Origin of the sequence: Micromonospora sp. CA-248212 (genome assembly GCF_050948405.1) — a bacterium.
Classification (GTDB): Bacteria; Actinomycetota; Actinomycetes; order Mycobacteriales; family Micromonosporaceae; genus Micromonospora.
In genome coordinates, this window is record NZ_CP192023.1 from 4,580,843 (window position 1) to 4,597,886 (window position 17,044).

General features: G+C 71.2%; 11 protein-coding genes. 7 read left to right on the top strand and 4 right to left on the bottom strand.

All coding sequences use genetic code 11. The annotated features are described in order from the left end of the window. Positions 1–129: 129 nt before the first annotated feature. Positions 130–2,229: a hypothetical protein gene (locus ACQP03_RS21645; RefSeq protein ID WP_363661373.1), complete on the bottom strand. Its 2,100-nt coding sequence runs from the start codon at positions 2,227–2,229 to the stop codon at positions 130–132. Positions 2,230–2,488: 259 nt separating this feature from the next. Between ACQP03_RS21645 and ACQP03_RS21650 the strand changes: the two genes are divergently transcribed. Genes ACQP03_RS21650 through ACQP03_RS21670 form a run of 5 tightly spaced genes read left to right on the top strand, consistent with a single transcriptional unit; the run spans position 2,489 to position 9,261 of the window. Continuing rightward, positions 2,489–4,615, top strand: coding sequence for a molybdopterin oxidoreductase family protein (locus ACQP03_RS21650; RefSeq protein WP_363661380.1), 2,127 nt, complete (start codon positions 2,489–2,491; stop codon positions 4,613–4,615). Positions 4,616–4,631: 16 nt separating this feature from the next. Next, positions 4,632–4,979 (top strand): molybdopterin oxidoreductase, encoded by a 348-nt coding sequence (locus ACQP03_RS21655; RefSeq protein WP_357134558.1) that lies wholly within the window; start codon positions 4,632–4,634, stop codon positions 4,977–4,979. After that, positions 4,979–7,486, top strand: a complete 2,508-nt coding sequence (nirB, locus tag ACQP03_RS21660; RefSeq protein ID WP_433458160.1) for a nitrite reductase large subunit NirB — start codon at positions 4,979–4,981, stop codon at positions 7,484–7,486. Before ACQP03_RS21655 ends, nirB begins: the two co-directional genes overlap by 1 nt. Then, entirely contained in the window at positions 7,486–7,815 is a 330-nt protein-coding gene (locus ACQP03_RS21665) for a Rieske (2Fe-2S) protein (protein WP_357392420.1), read from the top strand. Before nirB ends, ACQP03_RS21665 begins: the two co-directional genes overlap by 1 nt. 54 nt (positions 7,816–7,869) lie before the next feature. Continuing rightward, complete coding sequence (locus ACQP03_RS21670) at positions 7,870–9,261, top strand: nitrate/nitrite transporter (RefSeq protein ID WP_363661375.1); 1,392 nt, start codon at positions 7,870–7,872, stop codon at positions 9,259–9,261. A 48-nt stretch (positions 9,262–9,309) separates the two neighbouring features. On the opposite strand, the gene ACQP03_RS21675 is transcribed toward ACQP03_RS21670, so the two are convergent. Both ACQP03_RS21675 and ACQP03_RS21680 read right to left on the bottom strand, forming a co-directional pair. Further along, positions 9,310–10,485, bottom strand: a complete 1,176-nt coding sequence (locus tag ACQP03_RS21675; protein ID WP_357134565.1) for a hypothetical protein — start codon at positions 10,483–10,485, stop codon at positions 9,310–9,312. Next, the gene (locus ACQP03_RS21680) at positions 10,482–11,603 is read right to left on the bottom strand and encodes a HesA/MoeB/ThiF family protein (protein WP_433458163.1); all 1,122 of its coding nucleotides are present in this window, start codon (positions 11,601–11,603) and stop codon (positions 10,482–10,484) included. The genes ACQP03_RS21675 and ACQP03_RS21680 overlap by 4 nt, the downstream gene beginning before the upstream one ends. A 298-nt stretch (positions 11,604–11,901) precedes the next feature. Between ACQP03_RS21680 and ACQP03_RS21685 the strand changes: the two genes are divergently transcribed. Both ACQP03_RS21685 and ACQP03_RS21690 read left to right on the top strand, forming a co-directional pair. Then, positions 11,902–14,706, top strand: a complete 2,805-nt coding sequence (locus ACQP03_RS21685) for a tetratricopeptide repeat protein (RefSeq protein ID WP_433458165.1) — start codon at positions 11,902–11,904, stop codon at positions 14,704–14,706. After that, complete coding sequence (locus ACQP03_RS21690; protein ID WP_433458167.1) at positions 14,655–15,503, top strand: helix-turn-helix transcriptional regulator; 849 nt, start codon at positions 14,655–14,657, stop codon at positions 15,501–15,503. Before ACQP03_RS21685 ends, ACQP03_RS21690 begins: the two co-directional genes overlap by 52 nt. A gap of 88 nt (positions 15,504–15,591) precedes the next feature. Here the strand turns inward: ACQP03_RS21690 and ACQP03_RS21695 are convergent, their stop codons facing one another. Next, positions 15,592–16,485 carry a sulfite exporter TauE/SafE family protein gene (locus ACQP03_RS21695; RefSeq protein WP_357174053.1) on the bottom strand — a complete coding sequence of 298 codons (894 nt, stop codon included), beginning with the start codon at positions 16,483–16,485 and terminating at the stop codon, positions 15,592–15,594. Positions 16,486–17,044: the final 559 nt, after the last annotated feature.

Here is a 17,044-nt window from a genome sequence, read left to right on the forward strand (position 1 = left end):
CTTCACACTGATATTGCCGATCCGGCGAAAAAGTGTTCAGGCGCCGAGATCCGGGGGCGAGCGGAGGCCCGGTCCACTCGGCCCGGCTGTCGTCCGCGACGCGAACCCTCCGGGCCGGGCTGTTGATCGCTAGTCGCGGGTGGCTTGCATGGCGAGGCGGTCCTGCAGGCGTGCGTGCCGGAACTGGTATCGCGGGCCGACGGTGCGCAGGACATGCCTGGCGCGGGCATCTTCGAGGAAGTGCATCATCCGCAGCGGACCGTCGCCCGCAACGCGCAGCCAGACGAAGACGAGGAGCGCCCGCCACACCCGAGACACCGTGACACCAAATCCCAGGCCGAACGCCAGATTGAAGGCGATTCGGCGTGCCGAGGGCACGCCGGCGGAGAGGGCGAGGATGCCGCCCAGCCCGAGCACCGCACCGATCAGCAGGCCGCAGCCGAGATCACGCTTCCAACAGGTCCACGGATCCGCGGTGCTTCGGTCGGTGCCGGTGGGTCGGGCTCCGGCGTAAACAATCATCAGTGCCAGCGTGAAGGCTGCGCTGACCACCAGCGTGTGGATGGGACTGGGCGCGTCCTCGCCGGGCTCGGGAAAGTAGGTGAGCCGCAGCCGGATGAGCGCGAACTCCGCACCGGCCAGCATCAACCACCCCAGGACGACACTCGGGGCGGCCAGCGAGCGCAGCCGGTTGACGGCCCACGCGCGGGGCTCGCCGGAGGTGCTACCGAACATCAGGTCGCCGCCCTGATGTAGGAGTAGCCCGGCAGGCATGCCAATGAGGAGTCCGGAGGCGATGCCCGATGCGATGGGGGTGGTGGCTCCATCGCCGATCACGAAGAGCATCCCCCAGACGATGGTGCCGATCAGTGCTGAGACGTAGATCGTCAGGAAGAGTTGAGTGATCAAGGGTAGCCAACCGCGAACGCGCCACCAGGCGACGTCGCGATCGCCGGTCTCGTCGAGCCGCATGGCGAGCCGGCCGAGCCAACGGCGTGCCTGGTCGACCGTGTAAGGCGGCAGCGGGCCGTCGGTGTCAGGATCCCGGCCGTAGGCGTTGAGCAGGATGGTATCGAGCAGGTACTCCTCGGCCGCCTTGCGGCTACGTCGATTGAGCAGCTCGCCGAGCCGGTCCTCGCGTCCGTGCAGGTCGGCAACCAGGCTGAGCATCAGGGGGTTCTGCAGTGCCTTGATGAGGCCGCCGCGAGATCCACCCTGCAGGAGCCTCAGCAGGCGTTGCCAGGTGGTTGTGGGCGTGCCGGGGAAGCTCGCCAGATAATCGGCGGCCTGTGCCGCCGTGGGAGGCGTGAGCTCAAGGGTTGCCGCTCCGATCAACAGGCCCCGGCGGGCAGCCGCGTCGCCCATCTCGTCGCCGCGGCTGAGTAGCACCACGCGCTGCGCTGTCAGCGCGTTCAGCTTCTGCAGGACGGCTGGGCGCAACCGCGGCGGTACCGCGTCGAGGCTGTCGAGGACGAAGGAGACGCGGCCATTGGCCAGCATCTCGCGGACGACGCCCGGCCCGTAATCCGCTGATCGCAGGAAGGGATAGGCATGCAGCACCTGGGACGTGGCCCAGGAGAGAAAGTCGAGCTGGCCGGGATCCCAGTCGTGCAGCCCCAGCATCACCGGCACGGGCGTGCGGGCCTGGTCGTCCGGATCGAGCGAACGGCGGTGGTTCAGCGCGCTGAGCACAAGCTGCAGCGCGGCGCTGGTCTTGCCCGCCCCGGCGTCGCCGAGCAGCACCATCCGCCCGGATGCCACGCCACCGTAGACCTGGAACAAGTCCGCCAGACTTCCGCTGTCCAGCTCGCCCTGGCCAGTAGCACTCATTCCCGGCAGCGGAGCCGCCCGATGTTCAGTCCACGTCGGATCGACGGCTGCGTCCCGTGATACGCCGAGGTCGCGCTTCGACCACTTCCAGCCAAGCGGTATGGGCGCCGGGACGCGCAATCCCCGCTGTTCCAGATCAGACTCGACCCCCACCCGGATCTGATCTGCCAACCGGTCGACGGCACGATCGATCAACTCGGGCGCGGGGTCCCTCCTGGGCACGATTCGACGCCACAGCACGGGAATGACCGGCACGGCAATCGGCAGCACCAGCGCCGCGAGAGTCTGAAGGGGTACGACATGCTCAGGATGCTCAACCAACACGACATACGCGGCGACGATGACGCCTGCTATCCCGAGCAGCACGATCAACAGCACACCACGGCGGGCATTGATCACAACGAGTAGGCTACCCCGACCCCCGGCCTGACCGGGTCCTGGATCTGCCCTCGGATCGCGGCCGGGGCCTCCGTACGCAGCGGATAGTGGCTCCGGCGACGAGGGCGCCGGTCCTCCCGGGGTTGTCGGTGCGGATCAGGTGGCGGACGGCGAGCCACCGCCACGACCATGACGCAGCCCGAGGGTCGCAGAGCGTTACGGCCTCGGCATGGATCGGAAACAGTGCCGGGCAAGCATCGGACGGGTGAGCGCATCGTCCATGATCGATACGCACTGCCCCTACTGCGCCATGCAGTGCGGGGTATCGCTGACGATCGGCGACGGTCCGCCTCAGCTGGCGCCCACCGAATTCCCGGTCAACAGGGGCGGGCTGTGCGCCAAGGGATGGACGGCCGCCGAGCTTCTCGACCACGGCGACCGGCTGCTGAGCCCGCTCGTCCGCAAGGATCCCGGCGATCGCACCAGCCCGTTGCGACCGGCAGACTGGGACGAGGCCCTCGACCGTATCGTCGACGCCATCCGCGCCGGCCAGCACCGGTACGGCCCGGACAGCGTCGGGGCCTTCGGTGGCGGCGGGCTGACCAACGAGAAGGCGTACGCGCTGGGCAAGTTCGTCCGGGTGGCGCTGCGGTCGGCGTCGATCGACTACAACGGCCGGTTCTGCATGTCGTCCGCGGCGACCGCTTCGAACCGATCCCTCGGGATCGACCGTGGCCTGCCGTTCCCGCTGGCCGACATCGCCCAGGCGCAGGCTGTGCTGTTGGTCGGCGCCAATCCGGCCGACGCGCTGCCGCCGTCGATGCAGTACTTCGACGCCGGACGGGCCGCCGGCGCCCGGCACATCGTCGTCGACCCCCGCCGTACGACCACCGCGGGCGGCGCTCATCTCCACCTGCAGCCACTGCCGGGCACGGACCTCGCACTGGCGAATGGGCTGCTGCACGTCGCGATTCGCGAGGGCCTGGTCGACGAGACGTACGTGCGCGACCGCACGAGCGGCTTCGACGCGGTCCGGGCCACCGTCGCGGCGTACTGGCCGGACCGGGTGGAGCGGATGACCGGGGTACCGGAACGGGACCTGCGGGAGACGGTACGGCTGCTGGCGGCCGCCACGTCGGCGATGGTGCTCACCGCCCGTGGCGCCGAGCAGCACAGCAACGGCACTGACACGGCGCAGGCGTACCTCAATCTGGCCCTCGCCCTGGGACTGCCCGGACGGCCTTTTTCCGGCTACGGCACGATCACCGGGCAGGGCAACGGGCAGGGTGGGCGTGAGCATGGGCAGAAGGCCGACCAACTGCCCGGCTACCGGCGCCTGGACGACCCTGCGGCGCGCGCGCACGTCGCGGCCGTCTGGGGCATCGACCCGGACGAGCTGCCCCGGCCGGGCCGGTCGGCCTGGGAGATGCTCGACCGGCTCGGGACCGACGACGGAGTACGTGTGCTGCTCGTGTTCGCCAGCAACATCGCCGTGTCGGCGCCACACGCCAACCGGGTGATGGACCGGCTGCGGGCGCTGGACCTGCTCGTCGTCTCCGACATCTTCCTCTCCGAGACCGCAGCCATGGCCGACGTGGTGCTGCCCACGACACAGTGGGCGGAGGAGGACGGCACGATGACGAATCTCGAGGGGCGCGTCATCCGCCGTAAGCGGGTCATGTCACCGCCGCCGCAGGTCCGCACTGATCTGCGGGTGCTCGCCGACCTCGCTGGCCGGCTCGGCCGCGGCCGCTACTTCGACGACGATCCGCGCCGCGTCTTCGACGAGTTGCGCCGAGCCAGCGCCGGCGGGACAGCCGACTACGCCGGAATCACCTACGAACGCATCGAGGCTGAGCAGGGGGTCTTCTGGCCATGCCCGAGCGAGGACCACCCGGGTACGCCGCGGCTGTTCACCGACCGGTTCCCAACCGCCGATGGGCGGGCGAAGTTCTTCCGGGTGGAGCACCGCGATCCGGCGGAACTGCCCGATGCCGACTACCCGTATGTGCTGACCACCGGCCGCAACATGCAGCAGTACCAGAGCGGCAACCAGACCCGCCGGGTCGGTGCGCTGACCATGGCGCTGCCCGACGCCCGGGCGGAGCTGCACCCGGACCTCGCCCGCCGGCACGGCATCGCCGACAACGACGTGGTGGAACTGCGCAGCCGGCGCGGGCGGGCCTTCTTCCGGGCGCGCCTCACCAACGGCATCCGCCGCGACACCATTTTCGCACCGTTCCACTGGGGCGGCAGCTCCGCCGTGAACGCGCTGACCGACCCGGCGCTGGACCGCCATTCGCGGATGCCGGCCTTCAAGGCCTGCGCGGTGTCGATCGTGCGCGCGGGCGGCCCGGACGACACCGACCTGCTGACCACCCGACCGCCCAACCCAGCGTCTCAATGATCAAGGGAGCATTGCTGTGCACACCACTCCCCGTTTCCTGCAAGGCGTCTACAGCTTTGAGGGCAAGGGTCTCGACCGGCCCGGCCTCGTCGACGGCACGCTCAGCTACGTGGTGCCGGGCGGCGTCGTGGCCCAGCCGGTCTACTTCCGCGGCGGCAATGCCAGTGCTGAGCTGATCTGTGTCCTGCTCATGCGCGACGGCCAGCCGATGCGGTACTTCCCGATCGGCGCCAAGTCCGACGTCCACGTGCCCCTGCGGGTGGTCGAGGACCTCGACTCCGGCACCAGTATCGAGGTACACGTGGCGGCGCCCGCCGGGGTGTCCGGCACCGTGATCGTCGACCTGGGTCTGGTCGAGGTCTGATGGACGTCGTCGACCAGCGCCGACGCCTCGTCGTGGTGGGCAACGGGATGGCCGGCGCCCGCACGGTCGAGGAGATCCTCGAACGCGGCGGGGGCGATCAGTTCGCCATCACGATGTTCGGCGAGGAGCCGTACGGCAACTACAACCGCATCATGCTCTCCAACGTGCTCGCCGGGGCCGACGACGAGGCGGGCATCTTCCTCAACGACTTCTCCTGGTACGCCGAGAACGGCATCACCCTGCACGCCGGCACCCGGGTCACCCGCATCGACCGCTTCGCCCGACGGATCTACGCGGACGACGGCACCGAGACGCCGTACGACAAGCTGATCATCGCCACCGGCAGCCGGGCGTTCGTCCCGCCGATTCCCGGCATCCACCGCCCTGGACGCGGCTACCACCAGGGCGTGTTCGCGTTCCGCACCATCGACGACACCCGCAACATGATCCGGTACGCCCGCGAGCACGAGCGCGCGGTGCTGATCGGCGGCGGTCTGCTCGGTCTGGAGGCCGCGCGCGGCCTGCAGAACCACCTGCCCCACGTGACCCTGGTGCACGCCGGCGACCATCTGATGAACGCCCAGTTGGACGCCCAGGCGGGCGCGATCCTGCGGCGCAGCATCGAGCGACTCGGCATCGAGGTCGTCCTCGGCGCGCACACCACCGAGGTGCTCGGCAAGCACGCCGTGACCGGGGTCAAACTCAAGGATGGCCGGACCATCGCCTGCGACGTCGTCGTCGTGGCCGCCGGCATCCGGGCGAACGCCGAGGTGGCCGCGACCAGCGGGCTGCCGGTGGAGCGGGGCATCGTGGTGGACGACCAGATGCGCGTCCAGGACGAGGTCGACATCTACTCGGTCGGCGAGTGCGCCCAGCACCGCGGCGAGACGTACGGCCTGGTGGCTCCGCTGTGGGAGCAGGCTCGGGTGCTCGCCGACCACATCACCGGAGCGAACCCGCACGCGGCGTACCACGGCTCTCGACTGGCCACGAAGCTCAAGGTGGCGGGGGTGGACGTCGCGTCGATGGGCCTGAAGGAGGCGGAACGGGACGACGACGAGACGGTCGTCTTCGCCGAGCCGCGCAAGGGCGTCTACAAGAGCATCATCATCCGCGACGACCGGCTTGTCGGCGCGACTCTCCTCGGCGACGTGCGGAAGGTCGCGTTCCTCGTGCAGGCCTTCGACCGTGGGCTCGCCCTGCCGAAGGAGCGGGTCGAGATGTTGTTCGACCTCGGCGCACCATCGGCCGACGTGAGTGCCGCGGAGCTCGGCGACGACGTGCAGGTGTGCAACTGCAACGGCGTCACCAAGCGGGCGCTGGTCGACACCGTGCAGGGCGGCGTGAAGACGCTCACCGGTGTCATGGACGCCACCCGTGCCGGCAAGGGCTGCGGGTCGTGCAAGGGCCTGGTCGCCCAGATCGTCGAGTGGGCCGCTGACGGCAAGGTCGAGGACGACCCGGCCGCGAGCTGGTATGTCCCCGGTGTGCCGATGCCCAAGGCGGAGCTGATGGCGGTGATCCGCGAACACGGCCTGAAATCCGTCTCCGCGGTGTTCGCCACCCTCGTGCCCGGCGGCGCGGAGGACGCGAAGAGCAAGATGGGCCTGGCCTCGCTGTTGAAGATGATGTGGGGCGACGAGTACGTCGACGAACGCGACGCCCGCTTCATCAACGACCGGGTCCACGCCAACATCCAGCGAGACGGGACCTTCTCGGTCGTCCCCCAGATCAAGGGCGGCGTGACCACCCCGGCGCAGCTCAAGCGGATCGCCGAGGTGGCCGAGAAGTACTCCGTACCCCTGGTCAAGATCACCGGCGGCCAGCGCCTCGACCTGCTCGGCATCCGCAAGGAGGACCTGCCGGGGGTGTGGGCGGACCTCGACATGCCGTCCGGGTACGCCTACGGCAAGAGCTTCCGGACGGTGAAGACCTGCGTCGGCTCGGACTTCTGCCGCTTCGGCGTCGGCGACTCCACCGCTCTCGGCATCGCGATCGAGGACCGGTTCAAGGGCATCGAGGGCCCCGGCAAGATGAAGCTCGCCGTCACCGGCTGCCCCCGTAACTGCGCCGAGGCGTACGTCAAAGATCTTGGTGTTGTCGCCATCGACGGCGGCCGGTGGGAGATCTACGTCGGCGGGGCCGCCGGCGCCCACGTACGCAAGGGTGACCTGCTCGCCGTCGTCGACTCGCCCGCCGAGGTCATCACGCTGACCGGCCGCTTCCTGCAGTACTACCGGGAGAGCGCGAACTGGTTGGAACGCACGTACGCGTGGGTTCCCCGGCTCGGCATCGACCACATCCGGGCCGTGGTCGTCGACGACAGCGACGGCATCGCGGCGCGGCTCGACGCGACCATGGACGCCGCCGTGGCCGCCTACCGCGACCCGTGGCTGGAGCGGCGCGACCCGGTCACTCCCGGGCAGTTCCGTACCTCCCTGCCATTGACGGTCCTGCCCGAGGTGCCGGTCAACGGCGCCGGTCCGGCATCCGCGAGGCGGGCGTGATGGCCAAGCTCGTCGCCGTGGAACACCGGCTCGGGCCGGTGGACGAGATCCCCCACGGGGAGGGGCGCGCCTACGCCGTGGGGGCCGACATGATCGCCGTCTTCCGGCTGCGTGACGGCAGCCTCCGAGCGGTGTCGGCGGTCTGCCCGCACGCCGGCGGACCGCTCGCGGACGGCCTGGTGGATACGAAGGTCGTCGTCTGCCCTCTGCACCAGAACACCTTCGACCTGGCGACCGGCTGTTCGACCACCGGGCAGTCCCCACTCACCGTGTACCCGGTCCGTGCCGACCCCGACGGACGCCTGGTGGTGGGCCTGCCGCCCACCTGAGCGACCGATCGACCAGGGTGTCGAGCCGACCGACGACCTTCACCGGGAGGAACCATGACCACGACCGTTCCCGGCAGCATCGAGCAGGACCGGCGCAGCCTGACCCTTCGCGGACACTGGATCGACGACTGGCGGCCCGAGGATCCCGTCTTCTGGGAGCGCCGGGGATCCCGCATCGCCCGACGCAACCTGATCTTCTCCATCTACTCGGAACACATCGGCTTCTCCATCTGGACCATGTGGTCGGTGCTGGTGCTCTTCCTTGGGCCGCAGTACGGCATCGACCCGGCCGGGAAATTCCTGCTCACCGCCGTGCCCGCGCTGGTCGGGTCGGTGCTGCGGATCCCGTACACCCTTGCCGTGGCCCGGTTCGGCGGCCGCAACTGGACGATCATCAGCGCGTCGCTGCTGCTGATCCCGAGCCTGCTCGGCGCTCTCCTGATCCAGCCCGGCGTCTCGTACTCGACGCTGCTGCTCATCGCCGCGCTGGCCGGCGTCGGCGGCGGGAACTTCGCCAGCTCGATGGCGAACATCAACGCGTTCTACCCGGACCGGCTCAAGGGCTGGGCGCTCGGCATCAACGCCGGCGGCGGCAACCTCGGCGTCGCCGCGGTCCAACTCGTCGGCCTGTTCGTGCTGGCGGTTCTGGGGGCGGGCAGTCCCGGCATCGTCGCCGGCATCTACCTTCCGGCGATCGTGCTGGCCGCACTCGGATCCGCGATGTTCATGGACAACCTCAGCCATGCCCGCAACGAGAAACGGGCCATGCGCGACGTCACCCGCGAACCGCACACCTGGATCATGTCCCTGCTCTACATCGGCACGTTCGGGTCGTTCATCGGCTTCGGGTTCGCCTTCGGCCAGGTGCTTCAGGTGCAGTTCGCCGACACCTTCGACACCCCGGTGAAGGCCGCGTACCTGACGTTCCTCGGACCGCTGCTCGGCTCGCTCATCCGTCCCGTGGGCGGTGTCCTGGCCGACCGGCTCGGCGGGGCCCGGGTCACCTTCGTGAACTTCGTGGCGATGGCGGTCGGCGCGTCGATCGTCCTGCTCGCCTCCCAGCGACACTCGCTGCCGTTGTACCTGGTCGGTTTCATCGCACTCTTCGTGTTCAGCGGCGTCGGCAACGGCTCGACGTACAAGATGATCCCGGCGATCTTCCGGGCCAGGTGCGGTGTGCAGTTGACCGCCGCCGGCGCGGCCGACCCGCACGACCGGGTGGCGGAGCACGAGGCGCGGCGCCTCTCCGGCGCGCTCATCGGCGTCGCCGGTGCCATCGGCGCGTTCGGCGGAGTCCTCGTCAATCTTGCCTTCCGGCAGTCGTTCCTGACCTACCAGACCGCGGATGCGGCCTACATCGCCTTCATCGCCTTCTACGCGATCTGCTTCGTCATCACCTGGTTCGTGTACCTGCGCCCGTCGTCCGCTCGGCTCCAGGGCGTCTGACGGCGACGACCCGGGCGGTCGTCGCCCTGACCGGAGCTGTCGGTCGGTTCACCGACCCGCTCGGGTGCGTACCGCCCGGACGGCCAGCACCAGCGTCGCCACGATCGGCGCGTAGACCAGCAGGGCCGTCACCAGACCCCACCACAGCCTCGCGCTGCCCACCCCGGCGGCGAACCCGTCGGCCGCCCAGGTGGCGACGTAGCGCAGCAGCGGCAGGTAGAACAGCACGAAGTAGCCGGCGGCGAGCAGGCACCCGGCGAGCCAGACCCAGCGGAACCAGGTGCCCACCCGCACGTCGTGCGGGTCGGCCCGGTCCAGCTCGGCGCGCTGCCGCTCGTCGAGCCGGCCGAAGGCCCGCCGCAGCAGCAGGGACTTGACCCGCCACAGGTCACGGCAGCCGATCGCGGTGACCAGGACGGCGTACAGGTCGGTGCGCAGGAAGATCATGCACTGCCAGAGCGTGCTGGCCACCAGGACGAAGACCAGCGCCGGGAGCGGGCGTACCGGCCCGAGGACGAGCTGCCCGACCAGTAGCGCCGCGAGCAGGACCATGTCGACGGCCAGCCCGGCGAGCTGCGGGCCGTAGCGTTGGCGGCGCGGCACGCTCCACAGTTGCGACAGGTCGGTCTCGAAGACCAGGAAGAACAACCGCCGGTCGATGCCGAAGCGGGTCCGCAGGTCCAGGGCGCGCGCGGCCAGCCAGTGCCACGCCTCGTGCACGGCGACCAGGGCGTACGTGACCGGCAGCATGATCAGCAGGCTGGTGCCGACGTCACCGGTGAGCAGGAGATCGGCCGGTCGGGGCCAGAGGTCCGGGCGTACCAGGAGGCACGCCACCACCCCGATCGCGGCGGCGGCGTAGACCACCCACGCCACCCGGGAGAACAGCGGCCGAACCAGTGCCGCCGGAGGGCCGCCGGTCCAGGAGCGTTGCTGCACGGCGGCGGTCGGCACCGGCACGGGCGCCTGGTCGCTGTCCACGAACCCCAGCTCGGTCAGGACGGCGACGAAGTCGTCCACGTCCACCGGCTCGCCCGCGAACGCCTCGCCCCGTTCGGCGGCCTCGGCGAGCGTGGCCCCCTCCAGCAGCGCCCGGATGACGACGCCACCCACCGCGGGCATCGCGACGTAGGTGCCCCGCTCCGGGTCGCCGACGAGGACGTCAGTGCCCTCCTCGACGACCGTCAGCGGGCGCAGCCGTACCGTGCTCGTGGTGTCGGTCATGACGCGGTGGCGGCGGTGCGGGCGCCGGCCGTCGCGCACATCGCGCAGTCCGCGTCGCGTGGCCACGGCTCGCGGCTGGGTCGGCAGCCCGCCGAGAGGTCCACCAGCACCTCGGCGCCCGCCGCGTACGGCGGTTCGTAGCCGGTCAGGTAGCGCAGCGCCTCGAACGCCACGAGGGACCCGACCAGCGCGGCCGACGGCCCGTTGGCCCGGTTGAGGCGGGAGATGCGGGCGCTGAGCCGTTGCGCGGTCATGGCGGCCGGCTCCAGCACCGACGCCGGGACGTCCCGGCCATCGCCGTAGGCGCGGACCCGGCATTCGTAGCAGGCACTGCGGCCCGGATCGACGGAGAAGTAGATGAGCTGGGAGCCGACCATGCCGCCCCGGATCCAGGGCACCCCGGCGCGCAGGCACGCCTCGTTGACCCAGTTGTCGATCCGTTCGCCCTGGTCGACGCCGGACACCACCAGGTCGACGCCGGGCAGCAGGTCCGCGATGTCGTCGGGGCCGCCGATCCAGCGGCGTACCGCCTCGACGGTGATGCCGGAGTGGAAGGCGCGCACCCAGTCGGCGGCGCGGTCGACCTTGGTGGCGCCGAGGTCCGCCTCCCGGTACAGGAACTGCCGGGCGAGGTTGCGCGGCTCCACCTCGTCGGCGTCGACCAGGGTGAGCCGGCCGACGCCGAGGCCGGCCAGGTTCTGCAGCACGTTGGAGCCGAGCCCGCCGGTGCCCAGTTGCAGGACGTGGGCGTCGCGCACCCGCCGCTGCAGGTCGGCCTCGCTGGTCTCCAGGGTCGCGTACAGCTCGAAGAAGGCGAGGTTGCTGAAGTCCCGGCCGACCCGGGCGCGGTCGACGTGCCGGTCGAGGTCCCGCAGCAACCGAAGGCCGTCGAGCGCCGCCAGGGCGCCACTGAGGTCGTCGGTGCTCACCTCGACCCCGTCGGCGGCGAGGGCGGCACATAGCTCGGCGACCGTTCCGGGCTGATTGGACAGCACGGTGAGCAGCCGTTCCACCTGGCCGTCCGGGTCGTCGAGCTGTACCGAGCGGCTCGGGTCGCAGACGACGACCAGACCGTCGCCGACACGCTCCCACTCGCAGGGCTTGAGGCCGACGCGCATGACAAACCTCCGGGTCCGAGGATGGTTTCACCGGGGTGGGCGGCCGCCGCCGAGCGACGGCCGCCCACCCGGCTTGATCAGGAGTCGGGGTACTGCGTGGTCTTCACCGACTCCACGGCGCGAACGACGATCTTCATGGCTGCCTCCCTCCCCTCTCGGCTCGACCGACCACCTCCGGACCCCCGGGGGTGCCGTTGCGGTCGGGCACGAAGAGAATGGCAACCGACGATGGGCCGGTACGTTGTGGAATCGTTGCGACGCCGAAGGTGGCTGATGCTGTGCGGGTCTCGTGGTGAACGTGCGCGCCAAACCGGTCGGATACCGTCTGCTCGGCCCGGTGCAGGTCCTCGCCGGGGCACGACCGGTCGACCCGGGGCCACCGCGACAGCGGGCGGTGTTGGCGGCGTTGCTGGTCGACGCGGGCCGGGTCGTCGAACAGGCCGCGCTGGTCGACCGGGTGTGGGGCGAGCACGCCCCCGCCGACGCACGGGGCAGCCTGCGGGCGCACGTCACCCGGATCCGGCAGGTGTTGCGCGAGGCGGCCGGTGACGCCGACCCGCCGCCGCTCGTACACCGCTCCGGCGGGTACCTGCTGGAGATCGACGAGGAACTGGTCGACCTGCACCGGTTCCGTCGGTTGCTGCTGCGCGCCGGGGACATCGCTGACGACCGGGAACGGCTGGCCACCCTGCGCGCGGCGATCGGGCTGCGGCAGGGCGTACCGCTGGCCGGCATCGCCGGGGACTGGGCCGCCCGGATGCGGGAGAGCTGGACCCGGGAGCACCTGGACGCCGTGGTGGCGTGGGCGGACGCCGAGCTGGGTGCGCACAACCCGGCCGTCACCATCGGGCCGCTGGCCGAGCTGACGGCGGAACACCCGCTCGTGGAGTCGCTCACCGCCGCGCTGATGCGGGCCCAGCACGCGCTCGGGCGCACCGCCGACGCGTTGCGGGAGTACGCCGCACTGCGGACCCGGCTGGCCGAAGCGCTCGGAGTCGACCCGGAACCGAACCTCCAGATGCTCCACCAGGCGCTGTTGCAGGGCGCACCCCCGCAACCCCGGGCCGCGCCGGCCGCCGGTACGCCGGCCCCGGTGCCGGCGGAGCTGCCCACCGACGTCCGCGGCTTCGTGGGGCGCACCGACGCCCTGGCCGGCCTCGACAAGCTGCTGGCCGAGCCCACCGGGGTGGCGACCGGCGGCGTGATCGCGGTGGTCTCCGGCACCGCCGGGGTCGGCAAGACCACCCTGGCCGTGCACTGGGCGCACCAGGTGGCCCACCGGTTTCCCGACGGCCAGCTCTACGCCGACCTGCGCGGCTTCGACCCCGGCGGGGTGCCGGTCCGGCCGGCCACCGCGCTGCGCGGCCTGCTCGAATCCCTCGGCCTACCGCCCGAGCGGATTCCCGCCGACCCGGACGTGCAGGCGGCGCGCTACCGCAGCCTGCTGGCCGGCAAGCGGATCCTCGTCGTGCTCGACAACGCCCGCGACGCCGACCAGGTCCGGCTCCTGCTGCCCGGCGCACCCACGTCGGCCACCGTGGTCACCAGCCGCGACCGGCTCGCTCCCCTGGTGACCGCGCACGGCGCCCACCCGCTCGCCGTCGGCGTCCTCGATCCCGACGAGGCCCGGCTCCTGCTGGCCCGCCGCCTGGGCGTCGACCGGGTGGTCGCCGAGCCAGCCGCCGTGCAACAGATCATCGCCGCCTGCGCGCGGCTGCCGCTCGCCCTCGCCATCGTCTGCGCCCGCGCACAGCAGACCGCGTTCCCGCTGACCGCGATCGCCGCCGAACTCGCCGACGTGCACGGCCGCCTCGACGCCCTCGACGCCGGCGATCCGACCACCCGGGTACGCGCCGTCTTCTCCTGGTCCGAGGCCGCGCTGAGCGCCGACGCGCGGCGGCTGTTCCACCTGATCAGCCTGCACCCGGGCCCGGACGTCGGCGCGCACGCCGTGGCGAGCCTCGCCGGGCAACCGCTGTCCCCCACCCGCGGCCTGCTGGCCGAACTGGTCCGCGCCAACCTGGTCGCCGAACCGGCGCCCGGCCGGTACGCCCTGCACGATCTCCTGCGCGCGTACGCCGCCGAGGAGGTCGCCCCCGACGACCGGCGGGCCGCGCGGTCGCGCCTGCTCGGCCACTACACGCACGCCGCGCACGCCGCGAACCGGCTCGTGCACGCCCAGCGGGACCCCATTGCGCTCCCGCTCGACCCGCCGCCGGCCGCCGACACGCCGGAGCACCTGGCGGATTCGCGCCAGGCGACGGCGTGGTTCCACGCCGAGCGCGCCGCCCTGCTCGCCACGCTGCGCCTCGCCGCCGAGTCCGGCCTCGACCGGGAGGCCTGGCAGCTCGCCTGGGCCCTCGACACGTACCTGGAACGCCGTGGGTACTGGTACGACCGCGCCGTCGCCTGGCGGACCGCGCTCGAGTGCACGGACCGGCTCGGCGTCCCGGCCGCGCGTGCCGGCGCCCACCTCAGCCTCGCCCACACCGACCTGCGGTTGCAGCGGCTCGACGACGCGCAGGAGCACCTGCACCGCGCCCTCGACCTCTATGTGGGCAGCGACGACACGGCCGGGCAGGCGTTCATCCACCGCCTCTTCGCCTACCTGCACGAGCACCGGAAGGACTTGCCCAGCGCCCTGGAGCACGCCCGCCGCGCCGTCCTGCTCTACCGCACGGCCGGGCACGAACGCGGGGAGGCGTTCGCGCTCAACGCTGTCGGCTGGTGCCACACGCTGCTCGGCGACCACGCCACGGCCGTCGAATACTGCGAACACGCGCTCAGCCTCCTGCGGCGGGTGGGCGACCGCGGCGGTACGGCCGCCACCTGGGACAGCCTCGGCCACGCCCGACACCACCTCGGCCAGCACGGTCGGGCCGTCGACTGTTACCGGCAGGCCCTCGGACTGTTCCGAGAACTCGGCTACCGCGCCCACGAGGCGGACACCCTCACTCACCTCGGCGACACCCACCTCGCCGCGGGCGACGCGGGCGCCGCGCGGGCGGTGTGGCAGCAGGCCCTGAGCATCCTCACCGACCTCGACCATCCATGGAGCGGGTCGGTCCGCGCCCGCCTCGACGCCCTGCCTTCCTCGGCGTAGTCCGTGCGCCGACGGCGGCGGCGAAGATCCGGCGGGTACTGCCCGAGCGGCTCGCCCACCGGCTCGACACGGTGCTCGAATCCCTCACCTTCACGGCGCCGCCCGGCGAGTTCGCCGTCCCGGAGGCCGGGCTCCTGCTCACTCTCGCCGATGCCGTGCACCACCGCCGGCCGGTCTCGATCAGGTACACCGCCGCCGACGGGCGGCACAGCGAACGCACGCTGCACCCATACGGGCTCGTCGCCCATTCGGGCCGGTGGTACGTCACGGGCGTGGATCCCGAGATCGGCGAAGACCGGACGTTCCGGTTGGATCGCATCGCAGACGCGAGGACCCTGCCCGGCGCGTTCGAGCCGCCCGCCGGACTCGATCCGGCGCAGCGCGTCCTCTCCGGGCTCGCCAAGGCTCCGTACCAGCATCAGGTGACACTGTGGATCCAGGGGACGGTCGAGCAGATCCGCGCCCGACTTCCCGCCAGCGTCGCCAGCGTGCAGGAGCCGCCGGCCGGGCAAGACGCAGATCCGGAGACCGAGCGCTGGCTCCGCGTCGAGCTGTGGGCGGAGCGCCTCGACTGGTTGCCTCCGGTGCTCGCGTCACTCGACAGGCCATTTGTCATCGAGCAACCGGATGACCTCCGCGGTCTCGTCATCGCGCTCGCCGACCGGCTTGCGACCTCCGCCCGTGCGGGTCGCCGCGGGGGTGACCGCCAGGTCCGGCGTCGCGGCGCGGCCGACGAGGCGCCCGAGCCCGCCGAACCGTCGGCGTCGAAGGCGGCGCGCCGCAACCCGACAACTTAGCCCAGCGGCGCTGCGCGGTCGCCCGCCGGCACCTCTCGGACCACGGCCGGGAGGTGCCGGCATTGTTGGTCACCTGGATCGGGGCCGGTCAGCTGTTACCGATCGGGACGATTTGGTGCTGCTCCCTCCGGTGTTGACGGATCGAGTACGTCACGGCGGCCGCCCAGATCGCGCAGACGACCGCGTAGCAGCCATAACGCAGGGTGGCCGAGGCATCGAACCAGTCACTGCGGAGCAGGGTTCGGCTGTTGGTCAGCACGATCATGCCGCCGACCGCCGAGCCGAGCACCCGGGGCGGGACCAGGCGTACGAGCCAGGCCGCCACCGGCGCGGCGACCACCCCGCCGACGAGCAGCGCGATGACCCAGCCGACGTTGATGTTCTCCGCACCGATACCGACGAGGAAGCCGAGGCTCGCCGCGACGGCGACCAGGAACTCACTGGTGTCGATCGACCCAATGACCTTGCGTGGTTCGAGCCTGCCGCTGGCCAGGATCGCCGGGGTGCCGATGGGTCCCCAGCCGCCGCCACCGGTGGCGTCGACGAAGCCGGCGAGCAGGCCCAGTGGACCGAGGAATCGCTTGCGCAGCGGCTTGCCCATGTTGCCCTTCGCCAACCCGAAGGTGGTGAAGCGGACCAGGAGGTAGCTACCGAGGGTGAGCAGGATCAGCGACATGATCGGTGCCGCCGCATCGGTGGAGAGGCTGGACAGGAAGGTCGCGCCGGCGAAGGCGCCGACCGCCCCCGGAATGCCGATCCGCGCGACGACCTTCGCGTCGACGTTGCCGAATCGCCAGTGGGCGGCACCCGAGGCGAGGGTCGTGCCGATCTCGGCGAGGTGCACGGTGGCGGAGGCGGCGGCGGCATGGACGCCGACGGCGAGCAGCAGGGTCGTCGAGGTCACGCCGTAGGCCATGCCGAGACTGCCGTCGACCAGTTGGGCGCCGAGACCGACCAGGGCCAGCAGGAGAATCTTGCGCATGAGGGACCACCAGTTCGTTGGGGGCAGGTGGAAGGGGAAGCGGACCGCTCGGGTTGGACGGGCGGGTGGGCGGCCCGTGGGCGAGGTCCTGCCGGTCCGGGTTGGCCGGCGGGCATCCGGCGGTGCCGCCGGGCACGCGGGCGTGGCGACCCGTCGACCCCGCGGGTGTCGAGGAACGGACGTACGGAGGGGTGGCGTGGAGCCACCGCCGTGGAGGGCTCGCGAAGCACGCCGCGCCCGGCTCGAACCGGCGCGACCCGGTGCGGCTGACCGGGGCCTCCCCGGCGGTGGTCGGTTGAGCGACGAGCGGGTTGCCCCGCTCGATGACATGGCATTTTGCCGGTTGATTCTCCCCCTCTCCGATAGGCATTACGAACATTAAGCGAGGGCCGACCGGGACCAATTCCATACTCAGGAGATAGGAATGGTTCCGGCCCCACCAAACCGACCAGATAAGAGTGCTTTTATAAGCCGGATCTGCAAGACGATAGTGATAGACATCACTTTCTCTGCCGGGCTAGTAACACTTCTGAATTCAAAGTACGTCGATAGTTAACAC

What these genes read in the sequence shown, in the direction of transcription:
- ACQP03_RS21650 (WP_363661380.1), top strand. Translation starts at nt 2,489, where the DNA reads ATGATCGATACGCACTGCCCCTACTGCGCCATGCAGTGCGGGGTATCG.
- nirB (WP_433458160.1), top strand. Translation starts at nt 4,979, where the DNA reads ATGGACGTCGTCGACCAGCGCCGACGCCTCGTCGTGGTGGGCAACGGG.
- ACQP03_RS21665 (WP_357392420.1), top strand. Translation starts at nt 7,486, where the DNA reads ATGGCCAAGCTCGTCGCCGTGGAACACCGGCTCGGGCCGGTGGACGAG.
- ACQP03_RS21670 (WP_363661375.1), top strand. Translation starts at nt 7,870, where the DNA reads ATGACCACGACCGTTCCCGGCAGCATCGAGCAGGACCGGCGCAGCCTG.
- ACQP03_RS21675 (WP_357134565.1), bottom strand. Translation starts at nt 10,485, where the DNA reads ATGACCGACACCACGAGCACGGTACGGCTGCGCCCGCTGACGGTCGTC.
- ACQP03_RS21680 (WP_433458163.1), bottom strand. Translation starts at nt 11,603, where the DNA reads ATGCGCGTCGGCCTCAAGCCCTGCGAGTGGGAGCGTGTCGGCGACGGT.
- ACQP03_RS21690 (WP_433458167.1), top strand. Translation starts at nt 14,655, where the DNA reads ATGGAGCGGGTCGGTCCGCGCCCGCCTCGACGCCCTGCCTTCCTCGGC.
- ACQP03_RS21695 (WP_357174053.1), bottom strand. Translation starts at nt 16,485, where the DNA reads ATGCGCAAGATTCTCCTGCTGGCCCTGGTCGGTCTCGGCGCCCAACTG.